At 74.4% G+C, this 20,223-nt stretch carries 19 protein-coding genes; 11 read left to right on the top strand and 8 right to left on the bottom strand.

Annotation, left to right across the window (positions count from 1 at the left end):
* Positions 1–46 precede the first annotated feature (46 nt).
* Positions 47–835 carry an SDR family NAD(P)-dependent oxidoreductase gene (locus ACZ4XJ_RS13020; RefSeq protein WP_362879072.1) on the bottom strand — a complete coding sequence of 263 codons (789 nt, stop codon included), beginning with the start codon at positions 833–835 and terminating at the stop codon, positions 47–49.
* A gap of 125 nt (positions 836–960) precedes the next feature.
* On the opposite strand from ACZ4XJ_RS13020, the gene ACZ4XJ_RS13015 reads away from it, so the two are divergent.
* Positions 961–1,563, top strand: a complete 603-nt coding sequence (locus tag ACZ4XJ_RS13015) for a TetR/AcrR family transcriptional regulator (RefSeq protein ID WP_468496198.1) — start codon at positions 961–963, stop codon at positions 1,561–1,563.
* Between the two features lie 166 nt (positions 1,564–1,729).
* A complete protein-coding gene (locus tag ACZ4XJ_RS13010) occupies positions 1,730–2,518 on the top strand; it encodes an SDR family NAD(P)-dependent oxidoreductase (protein WP_468496197.1) in 789 nt (262 codons plus the stop codon).
* Positions 2,519–2,606: 88 nt separating this feature from the next.
* Here the strand turns inward: ACZ4XJ_RS13010 and ACZ4XJ_RS13005 are convergent, their stop codons facing one another.
* Entirely contained in the window at positions 2,607–4,571 is a 1,965-nt protein-coding gene (locus tag ACZ4XJ_RS13005) for an ATP-binding cassette domain-containing protein (protein ID WP_468496196.1), read from the bottom strand.
* Positions 4,572–4,955: 384 nt separating this feature from the next.
* On the opposite strand from ACZ4XJ_RS13005, the gene ACZ4XJ_RS13000 reads away from it, so the two are divergent.
* Positions 4,956–5,816 (top strand): SDR family oxidoreductase, encoded by an 861-nt coding sequence (locus ACZ4XJ_RS13000; protein ID WP_468496195.1) that lies wholly within the window; start codon positions 4,956–4,958, stop codon positions 5,814–5,816.
* A gap of 44 nt (positions 5,817–5,860) precedes the next feature.
* Here ACZ4XJ_RS13000 and ACZ4XJ_RS12995 read toward each other — a convergent pair whose 3' ends face one another.
* Positions 5,861–6,937: an RNA ligase (ATP) gene (locus ACZ4XJ_RS12995; RefSeq protein WP_468496194.1), complete on the bottom strand. Its 1,077-nt coding sequence runs from the start codon at positions 6,935–6,937 to the stop codon at positions 5,861–5,863.
* Between the two features lie 224 nt (positions 6,938–7,161).
* Between ACZ4XJ_RS12995 and ACZ4XJ_RS12990 the strand changes: the two genes are divergently transcribed.
* Entirely contained in the window at positions 7,162–7,905 is a 744-nt protein-coding gene (locus ACZ4XJ_RS12990; protein WP_468496193.1) for an SDR family NAD(P)-dependent oxidoreductase, read from the top strand.
* Between the two features lie 81 nt (positions 7,906–7,986).
* Positions 7,987–8,637 carry an HAD family hydrolase gene (locus tag ACZ4XJ_RS12985; protein WP_468496192.1) on the top strand — a complete coding sequence of 217 codons (651 nt, stop codon included), beginning with the start codon at positions 7,987–7,989 and terminating at the stop codon, positions 8,635–8,637.
* A 234-nt stretch (positions 8,638–8,871) separates the two neighbouring features.
* Here ACZ4XJ_RS12985 and ACZ4XJ_RS12980 read toward each other — a convergent pair whose 3' ends face one another.
* The 3 genes from ACZ4XJ_RS12980 to ACZ4XJ_RS12970 all read right to left on the bottom strand — a co-directional run bounded on the left by ACZ4XJ_RS12980 (position 8,872) and on the right by ACZ4XJ_RS12970 (position 12,308).
* Positions 8,872–9,621 carry a peptidoglycan-binding domain-containing protein gene (locus ACZ4XJ_RS12980; RefSeq protein WP_468496191.1) on the bottom strand — a complete coding sequence of 250 codons (750 nt, stop codon included), beginning with the start codon at positions 9,619–9,621 and terminating at the stop codon, positions 8,872–8,874.
* Positions 9,622–9,779: 158 nt separating this feature from the next.
* Positions 9,780–10,907, bottom strand: a complete 1,128-nt coding sequence (locus ACZ4XJ_RS12975; RefSeq protein WP_468496190.1) for a choice-of-anchor A family protein — start codon at positions 10,905–10,907, stop codon at positions 9,780–9,782.
* 96 nt (positions 10,908–11,003) lie between these two features.
* Entirely contained in the window at positions 11,004–12,308 is a 1,305-nt protein-coding gene (locus tag ACZ4XJ_RS12970; RefSeq protein ID WP_468496189.1) for an MFS transporter, read from the bottom strand.
* Between the two features lie 588 nt (positions 12,309–12,896).
* Between ACZ4XJ_RS12970 and ACZ4XJ_RS12965 the strand changes: the two genes are divergently transcribed.
* Complete coding sequence (locus ACZ4XJ_RS12965) at positions 12,897–13,412, top strand: hypothetical protein (protein WP_468496188.1); 516 nt, start codon at positions 12,897–12,899, stop codon at positions 13,410–13,412.
* 94 nt (positions 13,413–13,506) lie between these two features.
* Positions 13,507–14,340, top strand: coding sequence for a MerR family transcriptional regulator (locus ACZ4XJ_RS12960; protein WP_384002559.1), 834 nt, complete (start codon positions 13,507–13,509; stop codon positions 14,338–14,340).
* Here the strand turns inward: ACZ4XJ_RS12960 and ACZ4XJ_RS12955 are convergent.
* On the bottom strand, positions 14,309–14,647 hold the full coding sequence (locus tag ACZ4XJ_RS12955) for a hypothetical protein (RefSeq protein WP_468496187.1): 339 nt from the start codon (positions 14,645–14,647) through the stop codon (positions 14,309–14,311). The genes ACZ4XJ_RS12960 and ACZ4XJ_RS12955 overlap by 32 nt on opposite strands.
* Positions 14,648–14,762: 115 nt before the next feature.
* On the opposite strand from ACZ4XJ_RS12955, the gene ACZ4XJ_RS12950 reads away from it, so the two are divergent.
* Positions 14,763–15,242 (top strand): hypothetical protein, encoded by a 480-nt coding sequence (locus tag ACZ4XJ_RS12950; RefSeq protein WP_468496186.1) that lies wholly within the window; start codon positions 14,763–14,765, stop codon positions 15,240–15,242.
* Positions 15,243–15,405: 163 nt separating this feature from the next.
* Here the strand turns inward: ACZ4XJ_RS12950 and ACZ4XJ_RS12945 are convergent, their stop codons facing one another.
* Positions 15,406–18,138, bottom strand: a complete 2,733-nt coding sequence (locus ACZ4XJ_RS12945) for a LamG-like jellyroll fold domain-containing protein (protein ID WP_468496185.1) — start codon at positions 18,136–18,138, stop codon at positions 15,406–15,408.
* Positions 18,139–18,582: 444 nt separating this feature from the next.
* Here ACZ4XJ_RS12945 and ACZ4XJ_RS12940 point away from each other — a divergent pair, with 444 nt between their 5' ends.
* The 3 genes from ACZ4XJ_RS12940 to ACZ4XJ_RS12930 all read left to right on the top strand — a co-directional run bounded on the left by ACZ4XJ_RS12940 (position 18,583) and on the right by ACZ4XJ_RS12930 (position 20,168).
* Entirely contained in the window at positions 18,583–18,885 is a 303-nt protein-coding gene (locus tag ACZ4XJ_RS12940; RefSeq protein ID WP_281211262.1) for a hypothetical protein, read from the top strand.
* A gap of 162 nt (positions 18,886–19,047) precedes the next feature.
* The gene (locus tag ACZ4XJ_RS12935) at positions 19,048–19,509 is read left to right on the top strand and encodes a Crp/Fnr family transcriptional regulator (protein WP_362879043.1); all 462 of its coding nucleotides are present in this window, start codon (positions 19,048–19,050) and stop codon (positions 19,507–19,509) included.
* A gap of 215 nt (positions 19,510–19,724) precedes the next feature.
* A complete protein-coding gene (locus ACZ4XJ_RS12930) occupies positions 19,725–20,168 on the top strand; it encodes a subtilase-type protease inhibitor (protein WP_362879041.1) in 444 nt (147 codons plus the stop codon).
* Positions 20,169–20,223: the final 55 nt, after the last annotated feature.

Genomic DNA, 20,223 nt, shown 5'->3' with positions numbered 1-20,223 from the left:
GGGCCCCTGGGCCCGGACCGGCAGCCCTTCGGCCGGTTTCCCCGGCTCAGGCCTTCAGGGCGCGTCCCGCGACCGTCAGGGCGAGGCGGCGGGGCGCGAGCCCGGAGGCCAGGGCGGACAGCCGGTTGCCGAGGCCCGCGACCACGCTCGGCGGGGTCGTGCCGCGCTCCAGGGCGCGGCGGGCGGTGGTGACGACCTGCTCGGCCGTGGCGACCTTGCCCACCATGGCGTCCCGGCTGCCGACGACGTCGAAGAACTCGGTGCTCGTCGGCCCCGGGGACACGGCGAGGACGCGCAGGGGGGACCGGCGGGTCTCGTACGCGACGGCTTCGGTGAAGCTGAGCACGAACGCCTTCGTCGCTCCGTAGACCGCCATCGCCGGGGTCGGCTGGTAGGCCGCGACGCTGGCGAGGGTGATCAGGGCGCCCCGGCCGTCGGCGACCAGATCGGGCAGGAAGGCGCGGGTCAGGCCGGCCACCGCGGCGACGTTCAGTTGGATCATGCGGTCGACCTGCGCCGGGTCCTGTTCCAGGAGGGCGCCGTGACTGCCGAAGCCGGCGTTGTTTATCAGCGTGTGGACCCGGATGCCGCGGCCTTCGAGCTCCGCGTGCAGGGCAGCGCCCGCGCCGGGCAGGGCCAGGTCCGCGGCGATGGGCGTGGCCCGGATGCCGTAACGCTTCTCCAGGTCCCGCGCGAGTTCTTCCAGCCGGTCCAGGCGCCGGGCGACCAGTACCAGGTCCGCGCCGCGCTCCGCCCATTGGCGCGCGAACTCGACACCGAGTCCCGCGCTCGCCCCGGTGACGAGGGCCACCGTTCCCCTGTAGGTCATCGACATGTCGGTTTCTCCGGTTCCGGTGCGTGGAAGAGGTGCGCCATAATCAATGTAGGCATCGCCACCATTGTAGTCAATGACAACATTGGCTCATCGGGGCGCACACCCCACCGGGAGAGGAGACCGTCTTGGCCGTCGACGGGTCGTACCACCACGGCAACCTCAGGGCCGCCCTGCTGGAGCGGGCGGAGGTCGTCCTCACCGAGTCCGGAGCGGAGGGCCTCAGCCTGCGCGGTCTGGCCCGCGACCTCGGCGTGAGCCATGCGGCGCCCTCCCGGCACTTCCGCGACCGCCAGGCCCTCATGGACGCGCTCGCCGTCAGCGGTTTCACCACCCTCAACGCGCGGATGAACTCGGCCGCCGACTCCGGCACACCCCGCCCGATCGGTGCGCGCATGGCCGAACTGGGCCGCGCCTACGTGGACTTCGCCGTCGGGCACACGGCGCTGCTGGACCTGATGTTCACCGTCAAGCACGCCGACGGCTCCAGTGCGGAACTCCGGGAGCTGGGCCGGGAGAGCCTGCTGATCGTCGCCCGGCTCCTGGAGGAGGGGCAGCGGACGGGAGCGGTCCGTACCGGAGATCCCGTCCGGCTCGCCCAGGTCGCGTTCTCGACCGTGCACGGGCTGGCGACGCTCGCCGTCGCCGCCCTCCTGGACGACACCCCGCTGTCCGAGGCGACGGACCTGGCCCTGGACGTCCTCCTGACGGGCTTGCGGCCGCCCGCCTGAGCGGGAGCGCGCACGCGTTACCCCCCGGACGGATCGTCGCAGAGGTGATGAATCCGGCACTGCGGGGAAGTCGGTACGGGAGTGCGGCACCGAAAACCGCACACCGGCAGGCCCCACCGCGCGCGCGATCGCGCACCACCGCAGGCAAGGCAAGGCAGGTACAGGCGTGCTCATCGACCTCTCCGGCAGGACCGCACTGGTCACCGGATCGACGCAGGGAATCGGCGCGGCCATCGCGTCCGGACTGGCCGGCGCGGGCGCCCGGGTGGCGGTCAACGGCCGCAGCCGGAAGTCCGTGGACGAGGCGGTGGCACGCCTTGCCGAGCGGGGCGGGGAGTTCGTCGCCGCCCCGGGTGACATCTCGACGGAGGAGGGGGCCCGGGCCGTCTTCGAAGCGGCGCCGGACGTCGACATCCTCGTCAACAACCTCGGGATCTTCGGCGCGCGGCCCGCGCTGGAGATCCCTGACGAGGAGTGGCGGCGCTACTTCGACGTGAACGTCCTGACGGCCGTCCGCATGACCCGCCACTACCTGCCGGGCATGATCGAACGGGGTTGGGGGCGCGTCCAGAACATCGCCAGCGACTCGGCCGTGGTCATCCCGGCCGAGATGATCCACTACGGGATGTCCAAGACGGCCCTGCTCGCCGTGGCGCGCGGATTCGCCAAGGAGGCCGCCGGCACGGGGGTGACCGTCAACTCCGTCATCGCGGGCCCGACGCACACCGGCGGCGTCGAGGACTTCGTGTACGAGCTGGTCGACCGGGACCTCCCCTGGGAGGAGGCCCAGCGCGCGTTCATGCGCCTGCACCGGCCGCAGTCGCTGATCCAGCGCCTGATCGAGCCGGAGGAGATCGCCCACATGGTGGTCTACCTCGCCTCCCCGTACGCGTCGGCCACCACGGGCGGCGCACTGCGGGTCGACGGTGGGTACGTGGACTCGATCCTGCCGTAGCGGCGGCCCGGCACGGGAACCCGTACGGGCGGGGCACCTCGGGACGGGCGGGCTCGCCCGCCCCGAGGACCCCCCGAACCCCGGCCGGCTACCGGTCCTGGGAGAGGCGTACGAGCTCCGCGAAGGAGCCGTCCCGGCGTACGAGTTCCTCATAGGTGCCCTGCTCCGCGATCCGACCGGCGTCCAGGACGACGATCCGGTCGGCGAGCCGACAGTTCTCCATGCGGTGGGTGACGATCACGGTGATCCGGTCGTCCTTCATGTCGCGCAGGCCCGAGAAGACCATGTGCTCACCGCGCGGGTCCATCGCCGAGGTCGGCTCGTCCATGACCAGCAGACCGGGCCTGCGGTGGAACGCCCGGCCGCAGGCGAGGCGTTGCCACTGCCCGCCGGAGGGTTCGTGGCCGCCCCACAGCGAGCGGGCCAGCAGGGTGTCGAGGCCGTCGGGGAACTCCTCGACGTGGGCGCGCATGCCGACGGCGTCCAGGGCGTCCCAGACGGCTTCCTCGCCGCGCGGGTCGGGGCGGCCGAGCGTGATGTTCTCCCGGGCGGAGAAGGGCCAGTGCCCGTACGACTGGGTGACGAGACCGACGTGCTGCCAGGCGGTGCGCTGGTCGGCCTCCGAGGTCGGGACGCCGTCCCAGGCGACCCGACCGGACGTCGGCGCCGTCAGCGAGGTCAGCAGCCGGATCAGGGTGGACTTCCCGGCGCCGTTCTCCCCGATGACGGCGACGACCTCACCGCGCGACAGGGTGAGGCTGACCGGGCCGAGTGCGGGCCTGTCCTTGCCCGGATAGGTGTAGGTGGCCTCTTCGAGCCGGATCTCCTCCGGGGCGTTCGCCATGACCCGCGGTCCGCGCGGGCCGGACTTCTCGGCGGCCTCCTTCACGAAGGAGGTGTAGTCGCCCAGGTAGAGGGCGTGCTGGAACATGGCCGCCCCGTAGACGACGAGTTGGGAGAGCGCCGCGGTGGAGGTGCGCATGGCGACGATCGCCGTGCCGGCCGCCGCGATCGCCATGTACCCGCCGACGACGAGCCCGGCGAGGGCCCCGTACGTGGCGACGACGAACACCCCGGACGCGGCGGCGGCGACCAGGTACACCGTGAGGTAGCGGGGCGCGGAGGCGACCATCCTGGAGTCGATGCGTTCGCAGACGGCCGCGTACCAGTGGTGGGCGTACGGCCGCATGCCGTTGCCGCGCAGCTCGTCGGCGAGCTTCGGGGTGGTCAGGTGCCAGCGCATCATGTGCTTGATGTTGCGGGAGGCGATGGTCTGGTTGTGGAGGCGGTAGTCGAGCCGGGCGGCGTGCACCGAGCCGAGACCGCGGGGCACCACGGACAGCAGGAGCAGCGGCAACAGCACGGGATGGACGACGGCGAGGACGGACGCGACGGCGACCATGTCGATCAGGCCCCCGGTGAAGCCGAGCGCGTCCTGGAGCAGCATGGCGGAGCGGGCGGATCCGGTCTCGGCGGCCTCGGAGCGCTCGGTGAAGTCGGGGGCGTCGTAGGCGGCGAGTTCGACGTCCATGTGGGCGTCGACCATGGCGAGGTCGGCGAGGGTGGCCATGCCGGGGTTGAGGCGGCGGGCGGCGCTGCCGGCGGTGATGGAGGCCAGGGCGCCGAGCGCGGTCATCGCGGCCGCGACGACCAGCGGCCAGGCGGCGGCCGAGATCCGTTCCTGGACGCCGGCGCCGGTCAGGAGCGGGACCATCGCCCGGGAGATCGCGGCGAGGGCCGCCGCCGTACAGATCCCGCCGAGGATCTGGGCGGCGACGAGGACGTGGAACGCGGTGCGGTTGACGGCGAGCGCGAGCCGCGCGGTCTGTCGCAGGGCGGACGGCACGCGGCGGGCCATCTGCCCGAGCGACAGCGCCTCCATGGTGCCGCTGTGCCGGCCCCAGGTGTACGTGAACTCCGGCGGGGCGGGGGCGACGGGCGCGGCGGTCTCGGGCGCCGGGGGTGCGGGGGCGGGCGCCGGGGGTGCGGGGGCGGGTGGTACCGGCTGGGGTGGTACGGCGGAATTCGCTTGCGCGGCCTGCTGCTCGGACATGCCCGATCTCCTTCAACTGGCGTGCGATGGAGCCCGGTTCGGGCGGCCGCGGGCATGCGGGGAAAGCCCGGGTCCACGGTGGCGTGGAAGGGCGGCTGCGCGGTCGCGGGAACTGGAGGAGTGAGTACAGCGCAGGCCGGCGGCCGGAGCAGCGGGATCTGGCCGACCTCGCCGCGACGACCCCCTTGGCGCCGCCGCTGATCACGTCCGGACCCCGCCGTGCTGCCGGGCCGCCCGACTCGGGAGGTTGGCCGGAACCGACCGCTACGGGGGTCCGCCTTCCGGAAACCACTTGCGACGCGGCGCCGGGGCGCCGGCCGTCGGCGGATCGGATGCGACCGACCACCCCCCGGCGGGGTTTCGCGTTGGCTACCGTGTCGGCCCATGACGGTTCTGATCCTGGGCGGCAGTGGTTTTCTGGGCACCGAACTCGTCCGCCAGGCCGTCGGGGCCGGGCACGAGACGGCCGCGACCTTCACGTCGCGTCCCCGCACGGCCGCGGGGGTCGCCTGGCACCCTCTCGACCTGCGCGACCCGTCGCGGGTCGCCTCGGTCATCGCGGACATCGCTCCGTCCGTCGCGATCAACGCGTCGAGCGGTCAAGCCGATTGGGCGGTCACCGCCGACGGCGCGGTGCGCGTGGCACTCGCCGCCGCCGACGCGGGGTGTCGTCTGCTGCACGTCTCCAGCGACGCCGTGTTCTCCGGCGCGCGCGTCCACTACGACGAAACCTGCCGGCCCTCTCCCCTCACCCCGTACGGGGCGGCGAAGGCCGCAGCCGAGACGGCGGTCCGGGTGCTGTCCCCGGAGGCCGCGGTCGTCCGTACCTCGCTGATCATCGGGCACGGCCGTTCGGAGCACGAACGGACCGTCCGCGCCCTGGTGGCCGGCGCCCGCGACGGGGTCCTGTTCACCGACGACGTCCGTTGTCCGGTGCACGTCGAAGACCTGGCCGGGGCCCTGTGGGAGATCGCCCTGTCCGACCTGACGGGCACGTTCCACGTCGCCGGGCCGGACGCGCTGAGTCGCCACGACCTCGGCGTGCTCATTGCCCGGCGTGACGGGCTCGACGTGGCCCGGGTGCCCGCTGGTCGACGGGCGGACACGTCACTGCCGGGGGCCCTCGACGTCCGCCTCGACAGCCGCGCGACCCAGGCCCTGCTGCGCACCCGCATCCGTGGCGCCCGCGACTTCCTCCACGCGGACCCGGGCGAGAGGAGCCCGGCGCCCTCGGGAACGACCTGACGCACCCGCCGCGTCGCGGCGGCGGGTGACCGCGCCGCCGCGGCTCACTCGAACTCCGTGCCGCCCTTACGGGTCAGGTAGGCGGGGCTGATCGCCTTCGCCATGGCTCGGCCGCCGACCACCGGGCTGTAGCGCTCCGGGACCGGGCGGACGACGACTCCCTCGCGCAGGTGCAGGTCGCGGCCCGAGACCGTCTCCCGGCCGGAGGCAAACGCGAGCACGGTCTCCGGGGCGTAGGGGCCTTCGAAGAGCCGTGGGACCAGCGGTAGTTCACCCTCCTCCAGTACCCGGGCCGGATCCAGCCAGCGCACCTGCCCGTCGATCTCCGCCGACACGTCGTACACGGCGTAGCCGGGCGGCGCGTCCGCGGCGTTGCCCCGGGCCCCGTACGGCAGGTCCTGTACGCCGGTGCCGTAGACCTCCGCGAAGACGCCGACCCGGCTCGCACCCAACCGTTCGGCCAGCCGGGCCGCGACCTCCGGCACGCCGTGGCCGCGTACGGCACGCCAGTACAGGTTGCGCTCGTCCTCCCTCAGCGCGAGCCCCTTCGAGCCGAAGCCCTTGGAGGACACGATGACCCGCTCCCCCTCGACGACGTACGTCAACAGGCAGGCCGTGCCGTGGAGTTTCTCGGTCAGGACCACGGTCTCGCCCGGCTCGAAGAGCTGCGGGTAGCGCTGGAGGTTCTCGATGTCCACCCACGGGAGCAGGTCGGGGGCCGCGTCCACGTCGCCGTCCATCGTCGTGGGGACGGGCGGCGACCATTTGACGATGCCCAGCAGCTCGGCGAAGTCGGTGCCCTCCTTCGCGGCCGCCGGGAGGTCCACGCCGGCCAGCACCCGGGGCCGGCACACCAGCCCCTGCGAGAGTTCGCCGCGCAACCGCACCGCCTTGACCCGGTCGGCGGAGCTCCCGGCGAGCCGCCCGGTCAAGCCCAGCTCTTCTATCAACTCGGCCGGGAGCACCGCCTGTTCGGGTATGTAGAGCGCGAAGTCACCTGTGCGGTAGGCGCCCTTGGCGACGACGGCACGGTAGAGGCCCACTTGGGCCAGTTCCAGCGCATCGGCGTTCGGATGGTCGTGGACGGTCAGCTCTTCGACGGTGACGCGCAGCGTGGACATGGGACGACTCCTCGGTTCCGGGTCGGATCGGGTCGGGGCGGGGCGAGGCGGGTCGGGATGGTGCGCGCGGGCGGCCCGGTGCAAGCGCGTCGGGATCGTGCTCCGCCCGCCCCGCCGCACCACTCTCCACGCCGCCATTCCCGCTGGTCCAGCGGATATCCGGGTGTTAGCCTGCGCCGCGCGCCCGGGCTCGTGGCTCCGCACGGTTCACTCAGGAGGTTCGCATGACACGTCGTCCCGTCACGGTCGTCACCGGAGGCAGCCGCGGCATCGGTGCGGCGACCTGCCTACGGCTCGCGGGCGAGGGCCACGATCTGGTGCTCGGGTACGCCCGCGACGAGGCCGCGGCGCAGGCCACGGCCGAGCGCGTACGAGCGGTGGGGGCGCGGTGCGTGACGGTGCGCGGGGACGTCTCCGAGGAGTGCGCCGTGGAGCGGCTCTTCGACATCGCGGGTGCCGAACTGGGTTCGGTCACCGGCCTGGTGAACAACGCCGGGGTGACCGGGCCGTTGGGTCGTCTCGTGGACGCCCGGACGCAGGACCTGCGGCGCGTGGTGGAGGTCAACCTCCTCGGGTACCTGCTCTGCTGCCGCCGGGCCGCCCGGGACATGGCGGAGAGCGGCGGCGGGGCCATCGTGAACGTGTCCTCGGCGGCGGCGACCTTGGGCGGCCCCGGCGACTACGTCCACTACGCGGCGACCAAGGCCGCCGTCGACACCCTCACCATCGGCCTGTCCAAGGAACTGGGCCCGGACGGGATCCGGGTCAACGCGGTGTCGCCGGGCATCATCGAGACCGACATGCACGCGGCCATGGGCGACCCCGACCGTCCCGCCCGGGCCGCCGCCGGGATCCCGTTGGGCCGGGCCGGGCGGCCCGACGAGATCGCCGGGGCCGTCGCCTGGCTGCTGTCCGCGGACGCCTCGTACACGACGGGCGCCGTCCTGCGGGTGGCCGGCGGCAGATGACCGGCGGGCTATGACCGGCCGCCCGGGGCCCCGGTGCGGGGCCCCCGGTTCGGGGTGATCGGGCCGCCCTATGCTGCGGGAATGATCAAGCCCATTGAACTCGTGATATTCGACTGCGACGGCGTTCTGGTGGACAGCGAACGCATCGCCGTACGCGTCCAGGTCGCTCTCGGAGCGGAGCTCGGCTGGCCGCTGACCGAGGACGAGGTCATCGACCGGTTCATCGGCCGTTCCGGTGTGTCCATCCGCGAGCAGGTCGCCGCACGGCTCGGTGAGGAGACCTCCGTCCTGTGGTGGGACCGGTTCGAACAGCTCCACCGGGAGGCCGTGGACACGGCGTTGTCCCCCGTCGAGGGGTTGCCCGAGGCGCTCGACGCGATCACCCTGCCGATGTGCGTCGCCTCCAGCGGCTCCCACGAGAAGATGCGCCACACGTTGGGCCGCACCGGCCTCCACGACCGGTTCGCGGGGCGCATCCACAGCGCCTCGGAGGTGTCCCGCGGCAAGCCGGCCCCGGACCTGTTCCTCTACGCGGCGCAGCGGATGGGCGTCGACCCCGCCGCGTGCGTGGTCGTCGAGGACAGCCGGCCAGGCGTCCTGGCGGCCCGCGCCGCGGGCATGCGCTCCTTCGGCTACGCCGGCGGGCTGACCCCGCCCGAGCAGCTCGAAGGCCCCGACACCATTGTCTTCGACGACATGCGCGACCTGCCGGGCCTCCTCGCCGGGCGGTGACCACCGCGTGGCCGGGCGACCGCCGGTCACCGCGCCGGTCGGGCGCCCGTCGGGGGCGGCGGCGCTCGGCGCGTGAGCGGGGGGCGATGCACCGGGAGCGGTGGAACGAGCGGGACCCTGGGGGCGTCCCGCAGCCCCACCCCATCGCCGGCGCCCTGTCGACGCCGCACCACCACGCCCCGTGCGGCACCGGAGCGCCCGCACCGACCGCGTAGGACCGGCGGCCGGCGGCGGTCAGCCGAAGGCCGCGCGGGTCGCCGGGCCGTAGACGCCGTACGGGTCGCCCTTGATGCTGCGGTCCCGCTGCAACTGGGCCACGCCGCGTTCGGTCCGGGCGTCGTAGACGCCGGTCGTCGAGACGTACGTGAACCCCTGCCCGTGGAGCCGTTCCTGAAGGTTCCGCACCTCGGCCCCGCAGTCGCCCGGGCGCAGGGTGCCCTGGGTCGCGGGCGTCGGCTTCACGGCGGGGAGGGGCGCCGTCGGGGGCGCCGTGGGGGCGGGGGTGGGCGGCGGCGCGGGGGGCGTCGGCGTCGGGGATCCGGCCGGGGTGGTGGCGGGTGCGGGGGCGGGGGTTCCGGACGCGGAGCCGGAGGGGGCGGTCCCGGCGGGGGTGTGCGGCGCGGGGGTGTCGTCGGTACCCGGGCTGCGGGCCGGCAGTACGGGTACGGACAGCTCCGGCGGCGGGACGGCCCGCGCGGGCTCCGGTTCGGGGGAACGGAGCAGCACGACCAGGGTGCCCGCGGCGGCCAGCGCGAGCAGCGCCAGCACCATCAGCGGTCGCCGGCTCCCGCGCCGCCCCTCGACGGGGGACGCCTGCGCCACCGGAGCGCCCGCCGGGGCCGGCGCCCGTACCGGAGCCGCCGACGGGCCGAGCGGCCAGGCGGGGGTCGTGAAGGGGGCCGGGTGCGCGGGCGGGGTGACGTACGGGCGGACGAGGAGACGGTCGTCGGGAACGATCCCGCTCTCCTCGGTGTGGTGCGACACGCTGGTCTCCGGACTAGGGGGCGTCTTGCCGACGTGCCGACGGGGGCCGGCCGCGGGCGTGGCCCGGGCGGCTGCCCCGGCGGCGGGGGAAAGGGGAACGAAGGAGAAGGAGGACGGGGGTCGGCGCGGCGGTGCGGTACCGACCCCCGTCCGGCCGGTCAGGCCCTGCGCCGCCGGGCGACCAGGACCATGGCCGCACCGGCGGCCAGTACCGCGGCTCCGCCGATGGCGAGGGGCACCGCCTTGCCCGCGCCGGTCAGCGCGAGACCACCGTCGGCGCCGCCCGGGCCGGCGGCTCCGGTCGCCGGGACCGCGGAGGGGCCCCGGTCCCGGGTGCCGGTCGGGGCCGCGGGAGCGTGGCCCGTCGGCGCGTCGGAGGCGGCGACCGTGGCGCGGGGCGCGGGGACGGGCGCGGCGGTGGGCGTGGATGTGGGCGTGGGTGTGGGTGTGGGCGTGCCGGTCGGCGGGCGCGGCTGGCCGGACTCCACCCGGCCGCGGTTTCCGCCGCCGTCGGGGGCGGGGCCGGGGGCGGTGGGCAGGCAGCCCGTGAAGGGGTGGTGGCGCGTCTCGGCGGAACCGTTGCCGCTGAGCGAGCGGGCGATGAGGCCGCCTTCGAGCGGGCCGCCCTTGCCCAGGTCGACGGCGGCAAGGGGGGCGAGGACGGTACCCGGCCAGGGGTTGGCACCGCGCTTGACGATCTTCGTGGCAGCGGGGAAGTTCCACAGCAACCTCGACCGGACCGGATCCGTCCCGCGGTCGGCCCCGGCGTCGGTGTCGGCTTCCGCTTCCCCCGCCGCGTCCGCGCTCTCGTCCAGGAAGAGGAAGCCGCCGGTGCCCGTCGCGCCCTGGTCGTACGTCGCCCCGGTGACGTTGACCACCGTGACCGCACCCACCGGGACGTCGAGGTGGACCTTCCGGGTCTTCTCCAACTCGGCGGTTGGGAGCGAGAAGACGTTGTACCGCGCGTCCGTTCCGGTCAGCCACAGGTGTCCGCCGTGCGGGCTCGGACCGACCGCGTCGGAGCGCACCGCGGCCAGCGCTGCCGAGGTCTTCCGCAGGGCGGTGAACTCGGCGGGCGAGGGGCCTCGGGCCGGACCGATGGCGTGGCCCTCGATCAACTCGGCGTGGAATCGGGCCGCTCCGAGCACATCGGGGCACGGGGCGCCCGCCCGGACCGCCCGACCGGTCCCGTCCGAGGGGGTGGCCGCCCGCGCACCGGTCGGAGCGAGGACGAGGGAGCCGCCGAGGAGGGTGGAGGTGAGTGTGGCACGGACGGATATCGACATCTGGAGTATCTCCGGGTCAGCCCTTACGGCGGTTCTTGATCGGACTCTTTCCCTCCGGGACCACTCCGGTCAAGCCGGATGCCCGATCCACCCGTTTCATCCGTTGTGTGGGGGACGGGCCCGACTCCGCCACCTGCCGTCAGCGCCCCGATTCGGCCCCCCGGACGCGCAGTTGCCCGCGGCCGACGGGGTTCCTCGACGGTCGGCCGGCGAGGCCTTGCCGGGCCGCTCGCGCACCGTATCGGCCGCTGCCCCGAGCCGGTGGTCGGGGACCTCGGCCACGGGGGCCGCCGGGTAGCGGCAGGCCGCCGCCACGGTGAGGGCCGCGAGCAACATGAGGGCCGCCCCTGTCAGCGGGGCGGCGGCGACGGAGACGCCGTCCACCGCGAGGCCGCCGGCGAGCGCGCCCGCCGCGATGGCGAAGTTGAACATGGCCACCATCAGGGAGGAGGCCGCCTCGGACGCTTGTGGCGCGGCCTTGGTCATCCAGCCCTGGAGGCTCACGGAGACCCCGCCGTACACGAGGCCCCAGACGAGCAACAGGCCCGTTCCGACGGCGGCTCCGGGCAGCAGGGCGATCAGCGTGAGGACGACGGTCAGGGTGGCGCTGACGACGAGCAGGGTACGACGTGGATCGCGCGGACCGACCAGGAAGTTCCCGGCGACCCCCGCGACCCCGTAACCGAGGAGCAGGGTACTGACGGAGCCCGACGCGACGCCGGAGATGTCCCGCAGCACCGGGGTGACGAAGGTGTAGGCGGCGAACTGCCCGGTGACCAGGAGGAAGGTGACGACGACCCCGGCGCGGACGCCGCGGTTGCGGCGGAGCAGGGCGGGCAGTTCGGCCAGGGCGACGGGCCGGGTCGGCGGCAGCGCGGGCAGCAGGAGGAGCAGGGCGGTGAGGGTGACGACGCCGAGTGCCCCGACGGACGCGAAGGCCGTGCGCCAGCCGCCGAGTTCGCCGAGCAGGGTCCCGGCGGGCACCCCGAGCACCGAGGCGGTGGGGACGCCGCCGAAGATCACGGCCATGGCCCGGCCGACGTGACGGGCGGGAACCAGCCGGACGGCGAGTCCGCCCGCCACGGCCCAGAATCCGCCGACGCTGACGCCGACGAGCACCCGGGCGGCCAGCACCGCGGCGAAGTTCGGCGCGACGGCGGCGACCAGGTTGGCGACGGCCATCAGGGCGATGAGCAGGCACAGTACGTGCCGTCGGTCGACGCGGGCGGCGCCGACGGTGACGAGCGGGGCGCAGAAGCCGGCGACGAGTCCGGGGACGGTGACCATCAGTCCGGCGGTCCCGTCGGACACCCCGAGCGCGTCCCCGACGGGGGTGAGGAGGCCGACGGGCAGCAACTCGGAAGTGATCAGTCCGAAGATCCCTAGGGAAACGGCCGCCACGGCCGCCCACCCCTTCGCTCCCCCGACCCCGCCGGCACCCACGCCGGCGCCGCGATCAGGGCCGGAGCCCGCATCCGGACCAGTGCGGCAGCCGGGGCCACGGTCGCTGTCACGGTCGGCGTCGGCGTCACGGTCGGCGTCGGCGTCCAGGCGGGAACCGGAGTCGGCCTCACCAGCAAGGAGGCCCGCATCCGGGCCGGGGCGGACGCCTGAATCGGGGTCCACGCCGGGGCCAGGATCGGCGTCAGGGCCGGAACCGGAATCGGACCCGGAATCAGGGCTGTTGGGCGCGGCGGCAGCGAAGGGCATGGGCGGGGCTCCGTACGGGTGGGCGGTCCGGCGGGGTGAACGCGGTACGGCGGCACCGGGCTCGGGGGGTCGCGCCTCCCCCGTCGCCCGCGCTGCCCTGCCGTACCGCTCGCGTTCGGGGCCATTCTGCGATGACCGCCACCGATTCGGGCAACACGGTGCGGAATCGATTCAGCAACGCCTCTCCGCCGGAGCCCCGTCACCCCGTCCTGCACCCCGCGTCACCCGGACGCGTGAGGTTCGGCTTCGGCGGCCCGCCGACTACGGCATGGTGGTCGGATGCAGTTACGCCGGGCCGCCCTGCCCCTCTCCCTACTGGCCCTCCTCGCGAGCGCCGGCTGCGTCTCCGTCGGCCCGGAGTCCGGCGCCGCCGACCCCGTACGCGGCTCCACGCCGCCGCTCGGTCGGCAGGACGCCGCCGAGGGGAGGCTCTCCGACGGCGGGCCCCCGGAGCGGCCCCTGCCCCTGAGCGTGCTGCCCGACCCGGAGTCCGAGACCCCGCCACCCGGTACCGGGCCGGGCGACCGGCAGCAGCGGGACGCGTCGGACGACGGGCCCGACCACACCCGCGACGCCCCGGCGGCCGCCCCGCGCGCCCGCAAGGCGGACCCGCCCGCCCGCCGGCACGCGAAGCCGCCCGCGCCCCGGCGGGTGCGGCCCGCGAAACCCACCCCGCCGCGCGTTCCCCGCCCGGCGGCGCCGCGGCTGCCCCGGGGCGAGGAACTGTGCGCGGCCGCGGAGGGCACCGTCCCGCCGTCGGTCGTGGACCTGTGCGTCCGCCAGTACGGCCACTGACCGACCGCACCCCGCCCGGCCCACGCGTCCGCCATCACGCCCGCCCCGCAGACTTGACCCTCACACCGTGTCAGGCCGTGCAGTGGGAGACGTCATGTTCACCATCGGAGACTTCGCCAAACACGGCCGGGTATCGGTCCGCATGCTGCGTCATTACGACGCCCTCGGACTGCTGCGCCCGGCACGTGTCGACCCGTCCAGCGGCTACCGCTACTACGAGGCGGGCCAGCTGGCGCGCCTCAACCGCGTCATCGCGCTGAAGGACCTCGGCTTCACCCTGGAACAGGTGGCGGCGGTCCTCGACGAGAAGGTGACCCCGGAGCAGTTGCGCGGCATGTTGCGGCTGCGCCGGGCGGAGCTGGAGAGCGCCGTGGCCGAGGCGACCGCCCGGCTGAACCGGGTCGGGACGAGGCTCCGGACCATCGAGAGCGAGGGAACCATGCCCACCGACGAAATCGTCGTCAAGAGCCTGCCGCCCGTCCGGCTGGCCGAGCTGACCGGGGTGTCGGCGAGCTACGCCCCCCAGGACATCGGGCCGGTCATCGGCCCCCTGTACGGGGAACTGTGCCGCCGCTTCGAAGGCGCCGGCATCACCCCGACGGGCCCGGGCCTGGCCCGCTACGAGGACGCCCCGGACGCCGAGCCCGGCTCGGTCCTGGTGCGCGCCGGGCTGCCCGTGGCGGCGGGCGTCCGCCGTGAGGACCTCGGGGACGGGGTGCTGATCGTGGAGCTGCCCGGGGTCGAGCGGGCGGCGACGGTCGTGCACCGGGGCGCGATGGACGGCGTACTGCCGACCGCACAGGCCCTGGCGCGGTGGATCGACGCGCACGGCCACCGCTCGGCCGGGTACGCCCGCGAGCTGACCCTGGCCTGCCCGGACGACCCGGAGCAGTGGGTCACCGAGCTGCAGGAACCGCTGGCCTCCTGACGGGACGGCGGCGGTCGCGGACGGAGGCGCAGCGCCGGGCCGTCCCTTCGCGGGCGGTCCGCAGCCGGCGCAGCGCCCCGTGCCCGCGCCGCCGCCACTCGGTGACCGGCAGCCCCGCGCGCTGCCCGCCTCCGCTGATCAGCGCGTTGACGGGGGCGTGCGGATCGGCGGCGACCCCCTTGGCGACGAGCACGCCCACCACGAGTGGTACCAGTGCCACGGCGAGCGCCGAGCCGGCGGTGGTCACGTGCCGCATGCGGGGACGCCAAACGGCGATCGCGGCGTCCGAAGGGGGTGCTGAGGTCATGCCGTCATTCCATCAACGGCGGCGCTGCGGGGAATCGGGGCGGATACTCAGGCCGTTGCGCGTGAGGTACTCATTCGGATGCCGGCGGAAAGACGCGGCGGGAAAGGGGGGTTCGATGGCGGGTCCGCACGGGGCGGGCTTCGAACCGGCGAACGGTGACGGTCCGCCGACGGATCCACGGGCGCGGGCGGGCGAGCTGCGCACCGCGTACGAGGGGTTGTTGCAGATCCGCCGCCTGCTGGGCGACGGCCCGCACTCCCCCGCCCCCTGGGAGGTGCGGGCCGTGCCGCGTGCGGTGGCCCTGGTGCTGGAGGCGGCGGGTTTCCCGCCGTCGGCGGTGGACGCCGAGGGTCGGCGCAGCCGCACGGGCTACCGGGTCGCCGACGGCACGGACGCCGCCGGCGCCGGCGGCCGGGCCTCCGCCCCGATGACGGTGACGGTGACCTGGACCGGTCCCCCGGGTTCGGGCGCCGCCGAGGAGGAACGGGAGCGGCTGACGGCCTGCGCGGCGGAGCTGGAGCGGCACGGCTGGGAGTGCCTGCTCTACCGGGGGCCGCGCGGCCGGCGCTTCCTGGAGGTCGAGCCACCCCGCTGACCGGCGGCCCGCGGTCTCCAGGACCACCGCGGGCCGTGCGGCGCAGCCTGGTCACCCTTCGTGACCTTGGCCTGCGGCGAGAACGCGAAGGGGCGGGAACGCGAGGGGGCGGGGACGGGCGCGGACCGGATGGGTCCGCGCCCCTCCCCTCACCGCGGGGCGGCTACGGCGCGCCGAAGGTCAGCGTCAGCTGCGGCGTCCCTTCGTTCGCCGCCGCCTCCGAGGACCACAGCCACAGCGCGTCACTGCCGGCGGCGGTCAGCGCCAGGTCGTAGCCGCCGCCGAGCGCGCCCGCGACGGTGGCCGTGTCCAGCCCGGTGGTGTGCACGGCCGAACCGTCCGGGATCCCGGCGAAGGAGCCGAGCGCGGGGGAGCCGAGCGCCGGACGGTTGGTGTACGTGGTCCCGCCCTCCGTCCACGCCCCCGTGATCGGGACGATCGCGACGGCGTCCGCGGTGCCCGCGCCGGCCATGGTGCTGGTCTTCACGCTGAGCGTGGCCGCCTTGAGCACCGTGCCCGCGGGTGCGGCCGGAAGGTCGAAGCGCAGGTAGCTCGCGTACGCCGAGGACCCGCGCACCGCGAGGGAGCCCGAGGCGCCGTAGTTCGTGCCCGGGGCGCCCGCGTTGGCGTACGTGTCCTCGGCGGCGGTCACCCGGACCGTCGAGTCCGCCGGGGCGGATGCGAGGGCGTGGTGGTTCTGCACCTGCGCCGCGCTCAGGACCGTCGGGTACACGGCGGTCTCGTCCAGCCGGCCCGCCCAGTGGTCGCTGGTGGGACGGTCCGGCCAGCCGCCGAGCGAGTCCCCTCCGACGCGCCAGAAGCCCGAGAAGTTCTCGTGCGTCGTGACGTTGAGGGTGCCGCGCTGGACGCCGTCGACGTACAGGGTCATGCCGCCCGGCCCCTGGGTGGCGACGACGTGGTGCCACTGGTCGTCGTTGTAGGCGCCGGGGGTGGTGATGGTGCGGGTGGCACCCGTGTACACGCCGAAGACCAGCCGGCCGTCATTGGTCATGTAGACGTGCTTGTCGTACTGGCCGCTGCCGTTGGTCTGTTGGTTGCCGAAGCCCACGACCTTGCCGCCGCGGGTGGTGTTCGTCCTGAACCAGGTCTCCACGCTGTACGTGCTGCCCACCGACTGCCGCTGCTCACCGTGCACCTGGGCGTTCGTGCCGTTGAAGCCGATCGCCGTGCTCGCGCCGGTCACCGCGGCCGGCGTCTGGCGCAGGGCCGGCCCGTTCAGGTGCACGCCGGCCTGGTTGCCGCCGTCCGAGGAGTCCGCCACGTAGGGCGCGGCCGATTCGTCGTAGCGCCAGTACAGCTGGGCGCCGTCCGCGCGGACCCGGCTCGGGTACGCCTCCGCCGACGTCGGGACCGTCACCGCCGCCGTCGCCGACAGGGCGCTGGTGTTGCCCGCCGCGTCGGTGGCGGTGACCCGGTAGGTGTACGACTGGCCGGCCTGGGCGGTGGTGTCCGTCCAGGAGGCCTGGGGCCGCCGGAAGAACAGCGAATCGGCGTTCACCGTCGCGATCGGCGACGCGGAACCGTTGCGGTGTATCCGGTAGGTCAGGGCGCTGTCGTCCAGGTCGAGGCTGGTGCGCCAGCGCACCTGGACCCCGCCCGGCCCGAAGGCCGAGGCGCTCGCGACGGGCACCGTCGGAGCGCCGGTGTCGCCGGTTGAGGAGAAGCGCGTCAGGCTCTGCTGCGCCGCCCCGTTGACGGTGGTGAACTCACCGCCGACCCACAGGTACTGCGCGCCGCCCTTGGAGCCGACCGTCAGCACGCGCGGGCCGATGCCCTCGCCGATGCCGTCGTTGGTGTCCGGCGCCCAGCCCAGTTTGCCGACGGAGGTGGTGGGCTGCGCCAGCAGGTGGTGGCGTTGGCCGTCGGGGAACTCCCCGACGGTGGCGCAGTCGTGGGCGTGCGAGGCGCTGTAGAGCACGCCCTGGTACGGCAGCACGGCCTGGGTGGCGCCCAGGCAGGTGTCGCGCCAGCGCTGGCCGAAGCCCGCGAGGTCCAGGGCGATGCGGCCGTCGAAGACGCCGCCGCCGGTGCCCTCGTTGGCGGTGTAGAAGCCGGTCCCGTCGGTGGCGATGTCCTTGACGACCGAGTTGGTCTCGATGAAGCCCGCGTAGGACCTGGTGAGGGCGCCGCTGTCGGCGTCGACGACGGCCAGCGCGTGGGTGTTCGTCCCGTTGACGGTGAAGAAGTCACCGCCCAGCAGGACGTTCTGGCCGTCCGGGGTGACCTCGACGGCCCGACCCGGCTCGTCGGCGTCGGCCGTGAAGGGGCGCAGGGCGCCGTCGGCGGCGGCGACGGCCGCGAAGCGCTGCCGGGACTGGCCGGCGACGGTGAGGAAGTCGCCGCCCGCGTAGACCGTGTCGGCGGTGACGGCGATGGCCCGTACGGTGGCCGCGAACGCGGGGCGGAAGGACTGCTTCACCGTGCAGGTGGCCACGTCGATCGCGGCCATGCTGGAGACCGGCGTGCCGTTGACGGCGCCGAAGTAGCCGCCCGCGTAGAGGGTCTTCCGGTCCGGCGAGACGGTGAGCGCGCGGACGGTGGCGGTGCCCGAGCCGACCGTGAACGACAGGTTGCAGGCCGTCGGGGCGCCGGTCGCGGCGTCCAGGGCGGCGAAGTTCACCACCGGTTTCTCGCTGCCCCCGGCGCCGGCGGGCGGGCGTACGGCGGAGAAGGTGCCGCCGACGAACACCGTGCCGCCGGCCTCCGCGAGGGCCCAGACCACACCGTTGGGCTGCCAGGTGGGCAGCGCGTCGGCGGTGAAGGCCACGGGCGGGGTGACGGCCGCGGCCGGCGGGGCGAGCCCGAGACCGACGAACGCCCCGGCACCGGCCAGGGACAGGGCGAGAGCGGCCGCGGGTCCTCTGGATCTGCGCATGAACCCCCCAGTTCGTTGTGCGTGGCACTGCCCGTGCGCCGCGCGGGGTGCCCGGCGGACGGCCGTACGCCCGCGTGACCGCGTACGGGTGGGCGGACGTACGTACGGGCGCACCCTAGGGCGAATCCGCGAGCCGGTCACCAGGATTGACCCATCACGCGCAGAACCGGTCGAAAATCCTCAGCCGCGACCCGCCCCGGACGCCTTCCCGGCCCGGACGGGGTCACCCCACGGAGAACGACCGGCCCGGCGGCGGACCCCGCCGATCCCCGGGCGGGCGCGCCCTGTGGTGCTCGCCGGCGGGCTGTGGGACGCGTCAACCGCGCGAATCGCGGGCCACCCCTTCGCACACGGTCACCCGCCGAAAACAGCCCCGCGCCGCGCGCCGCCCCTCTACGGTGCCTCAAGGCGGGGGACGGGCCATGGCACCGAAGGGCGGGGCGGATGGACGAAGAAGAAGACATGCGGCTGGCGAGGATGACTCCGGAGATCTCCCGGCGCACCCTCACGATGCTGCGCGGCCTCGCCGGGCTGGAGCCGCCGGAGCAGGTGCCGGAGGACGCCATGATCGTCGCGGACGGCATCCTCGCCGATCACGGCACCGACGGCCTGCGGGTGCTGGCGATGACCCTGGCCGCCTGGGCGACGGCACAGATCGAGAACGTCGCCGAGCTGAGCCGGCGCAGCCACGAGGCGGTGCTCGACGCCATGGAGCTGGCCTGCCTGGAGGCCGCCGCCGAGGAGTAGCCGAGGGTGACGGCCCGCCGCCCGCGGTGGCCGCGGCCCCGCCCGGGCGGCGGCCGGCGCGGGCCCGCGCACACCCGCCGCGCCGCGTCGGCGCCATCCTGGCCCGCTTCGGCGACACTGGGATGAGCAGCAGGCTCTGGGGGGTCGTGATCGGAGGCCGTCGTGAGCACACCTTCCCCTATCCGAATCGCCGCCGTCCTGTCCACCGAGTACCGGGGACGGTTGATGTCCCACGCCCGGGAGGTCAATTTCCGCGAGGGTGCGCGGATCTTCGACGAGGGCGGCCGGGCCGATTCCTTCTGGATCGTGCGCTCGGGCACGGTGACCCTCGAGATACCGATGCCGGGTCAACGCGCCGCTTCCGTGGAAAGCCTGGGACCCGGCGAACTCGTCGGCTGGTCCTGGCTGTTCCCGCCGTACGTGTGGCAGTTGAGCGCGGAGGCGATGACCCCGGTACGGGCGTACGAGTTCGACGGACCGACCGTACGCCTGCTCATGGACGCCGATCCCGCCTTCGGCTCCGCGGTCGGGCACTGGGTCGGACGCGTCCTCGCCGTCCGTCTCCAACAGACCCGCACCCGGCTCCTGGACCTCTACGCACCGCGCACCGGTGCGACCCGATGAGCCTCCGAAACCCGTAGAAGAAAGGTTTCAGGGTGGGTGTTCGGGCCGATTCGGCGAACCGCTCCCCCACAGGTCACGCGCACCCGCACCGCTGCGGAGTGCACACACACACTTACGATCAGTGACGAGAAATGGGGGTACGCACGGGCGTTCCGGTCGCGGATGGGCAAGACTCCCGTCCGTTATCCGAAACGCCGACCCGAGGAGTGTTCGAAATGCGGTCCACCACCAGGAGTCTGGGGCTGGCCTCCGGCGCCATGGCGCTCACCGCCGTCACCGCGCTCGCCGGAACGGGCGCCGCGGGCGCCGCGCCCGCCGGCACGCAGAGCCTGTTCGCCCCGTCCGCGCTCGTGGTCAGCCTGACGGCCGGCGAGGACGTGGACAGCGGTACGGTGCTGCGCGCGGCGACGCTGACGTGCTCGCCGAGGCCCGGCGGCACGCACCCCGACCCGGCTGCCGCATGTGCCGAACTGCTGGCGAACGGACCCGTGTTGGACGCGCTCGCCGAGCCCCGGCCGGACGTGGCGTGCACCCGGGAGTGGAACCCGATGACGGTCACCGCGGTCGGGGTGTGGCAGGGCCGCAAGCTGAACTACACCTACACCTTCGGCAACCCGTGCAACCTGCGCGCCAGCAACGGCGTGCTGTTCGGGATCTGAGCCCGGCCGGGGATGCGGACCGGGGCCGACGGGGCCTGCTCCGGCCCGACCCCGG

The sequence above is a fragment of the Streptomyces sp. NPDC029836 genome (assembly GCF_055574495.1).
This window is presented reverse-complemented; position numbering and strand designations above follow the sequence as displayed.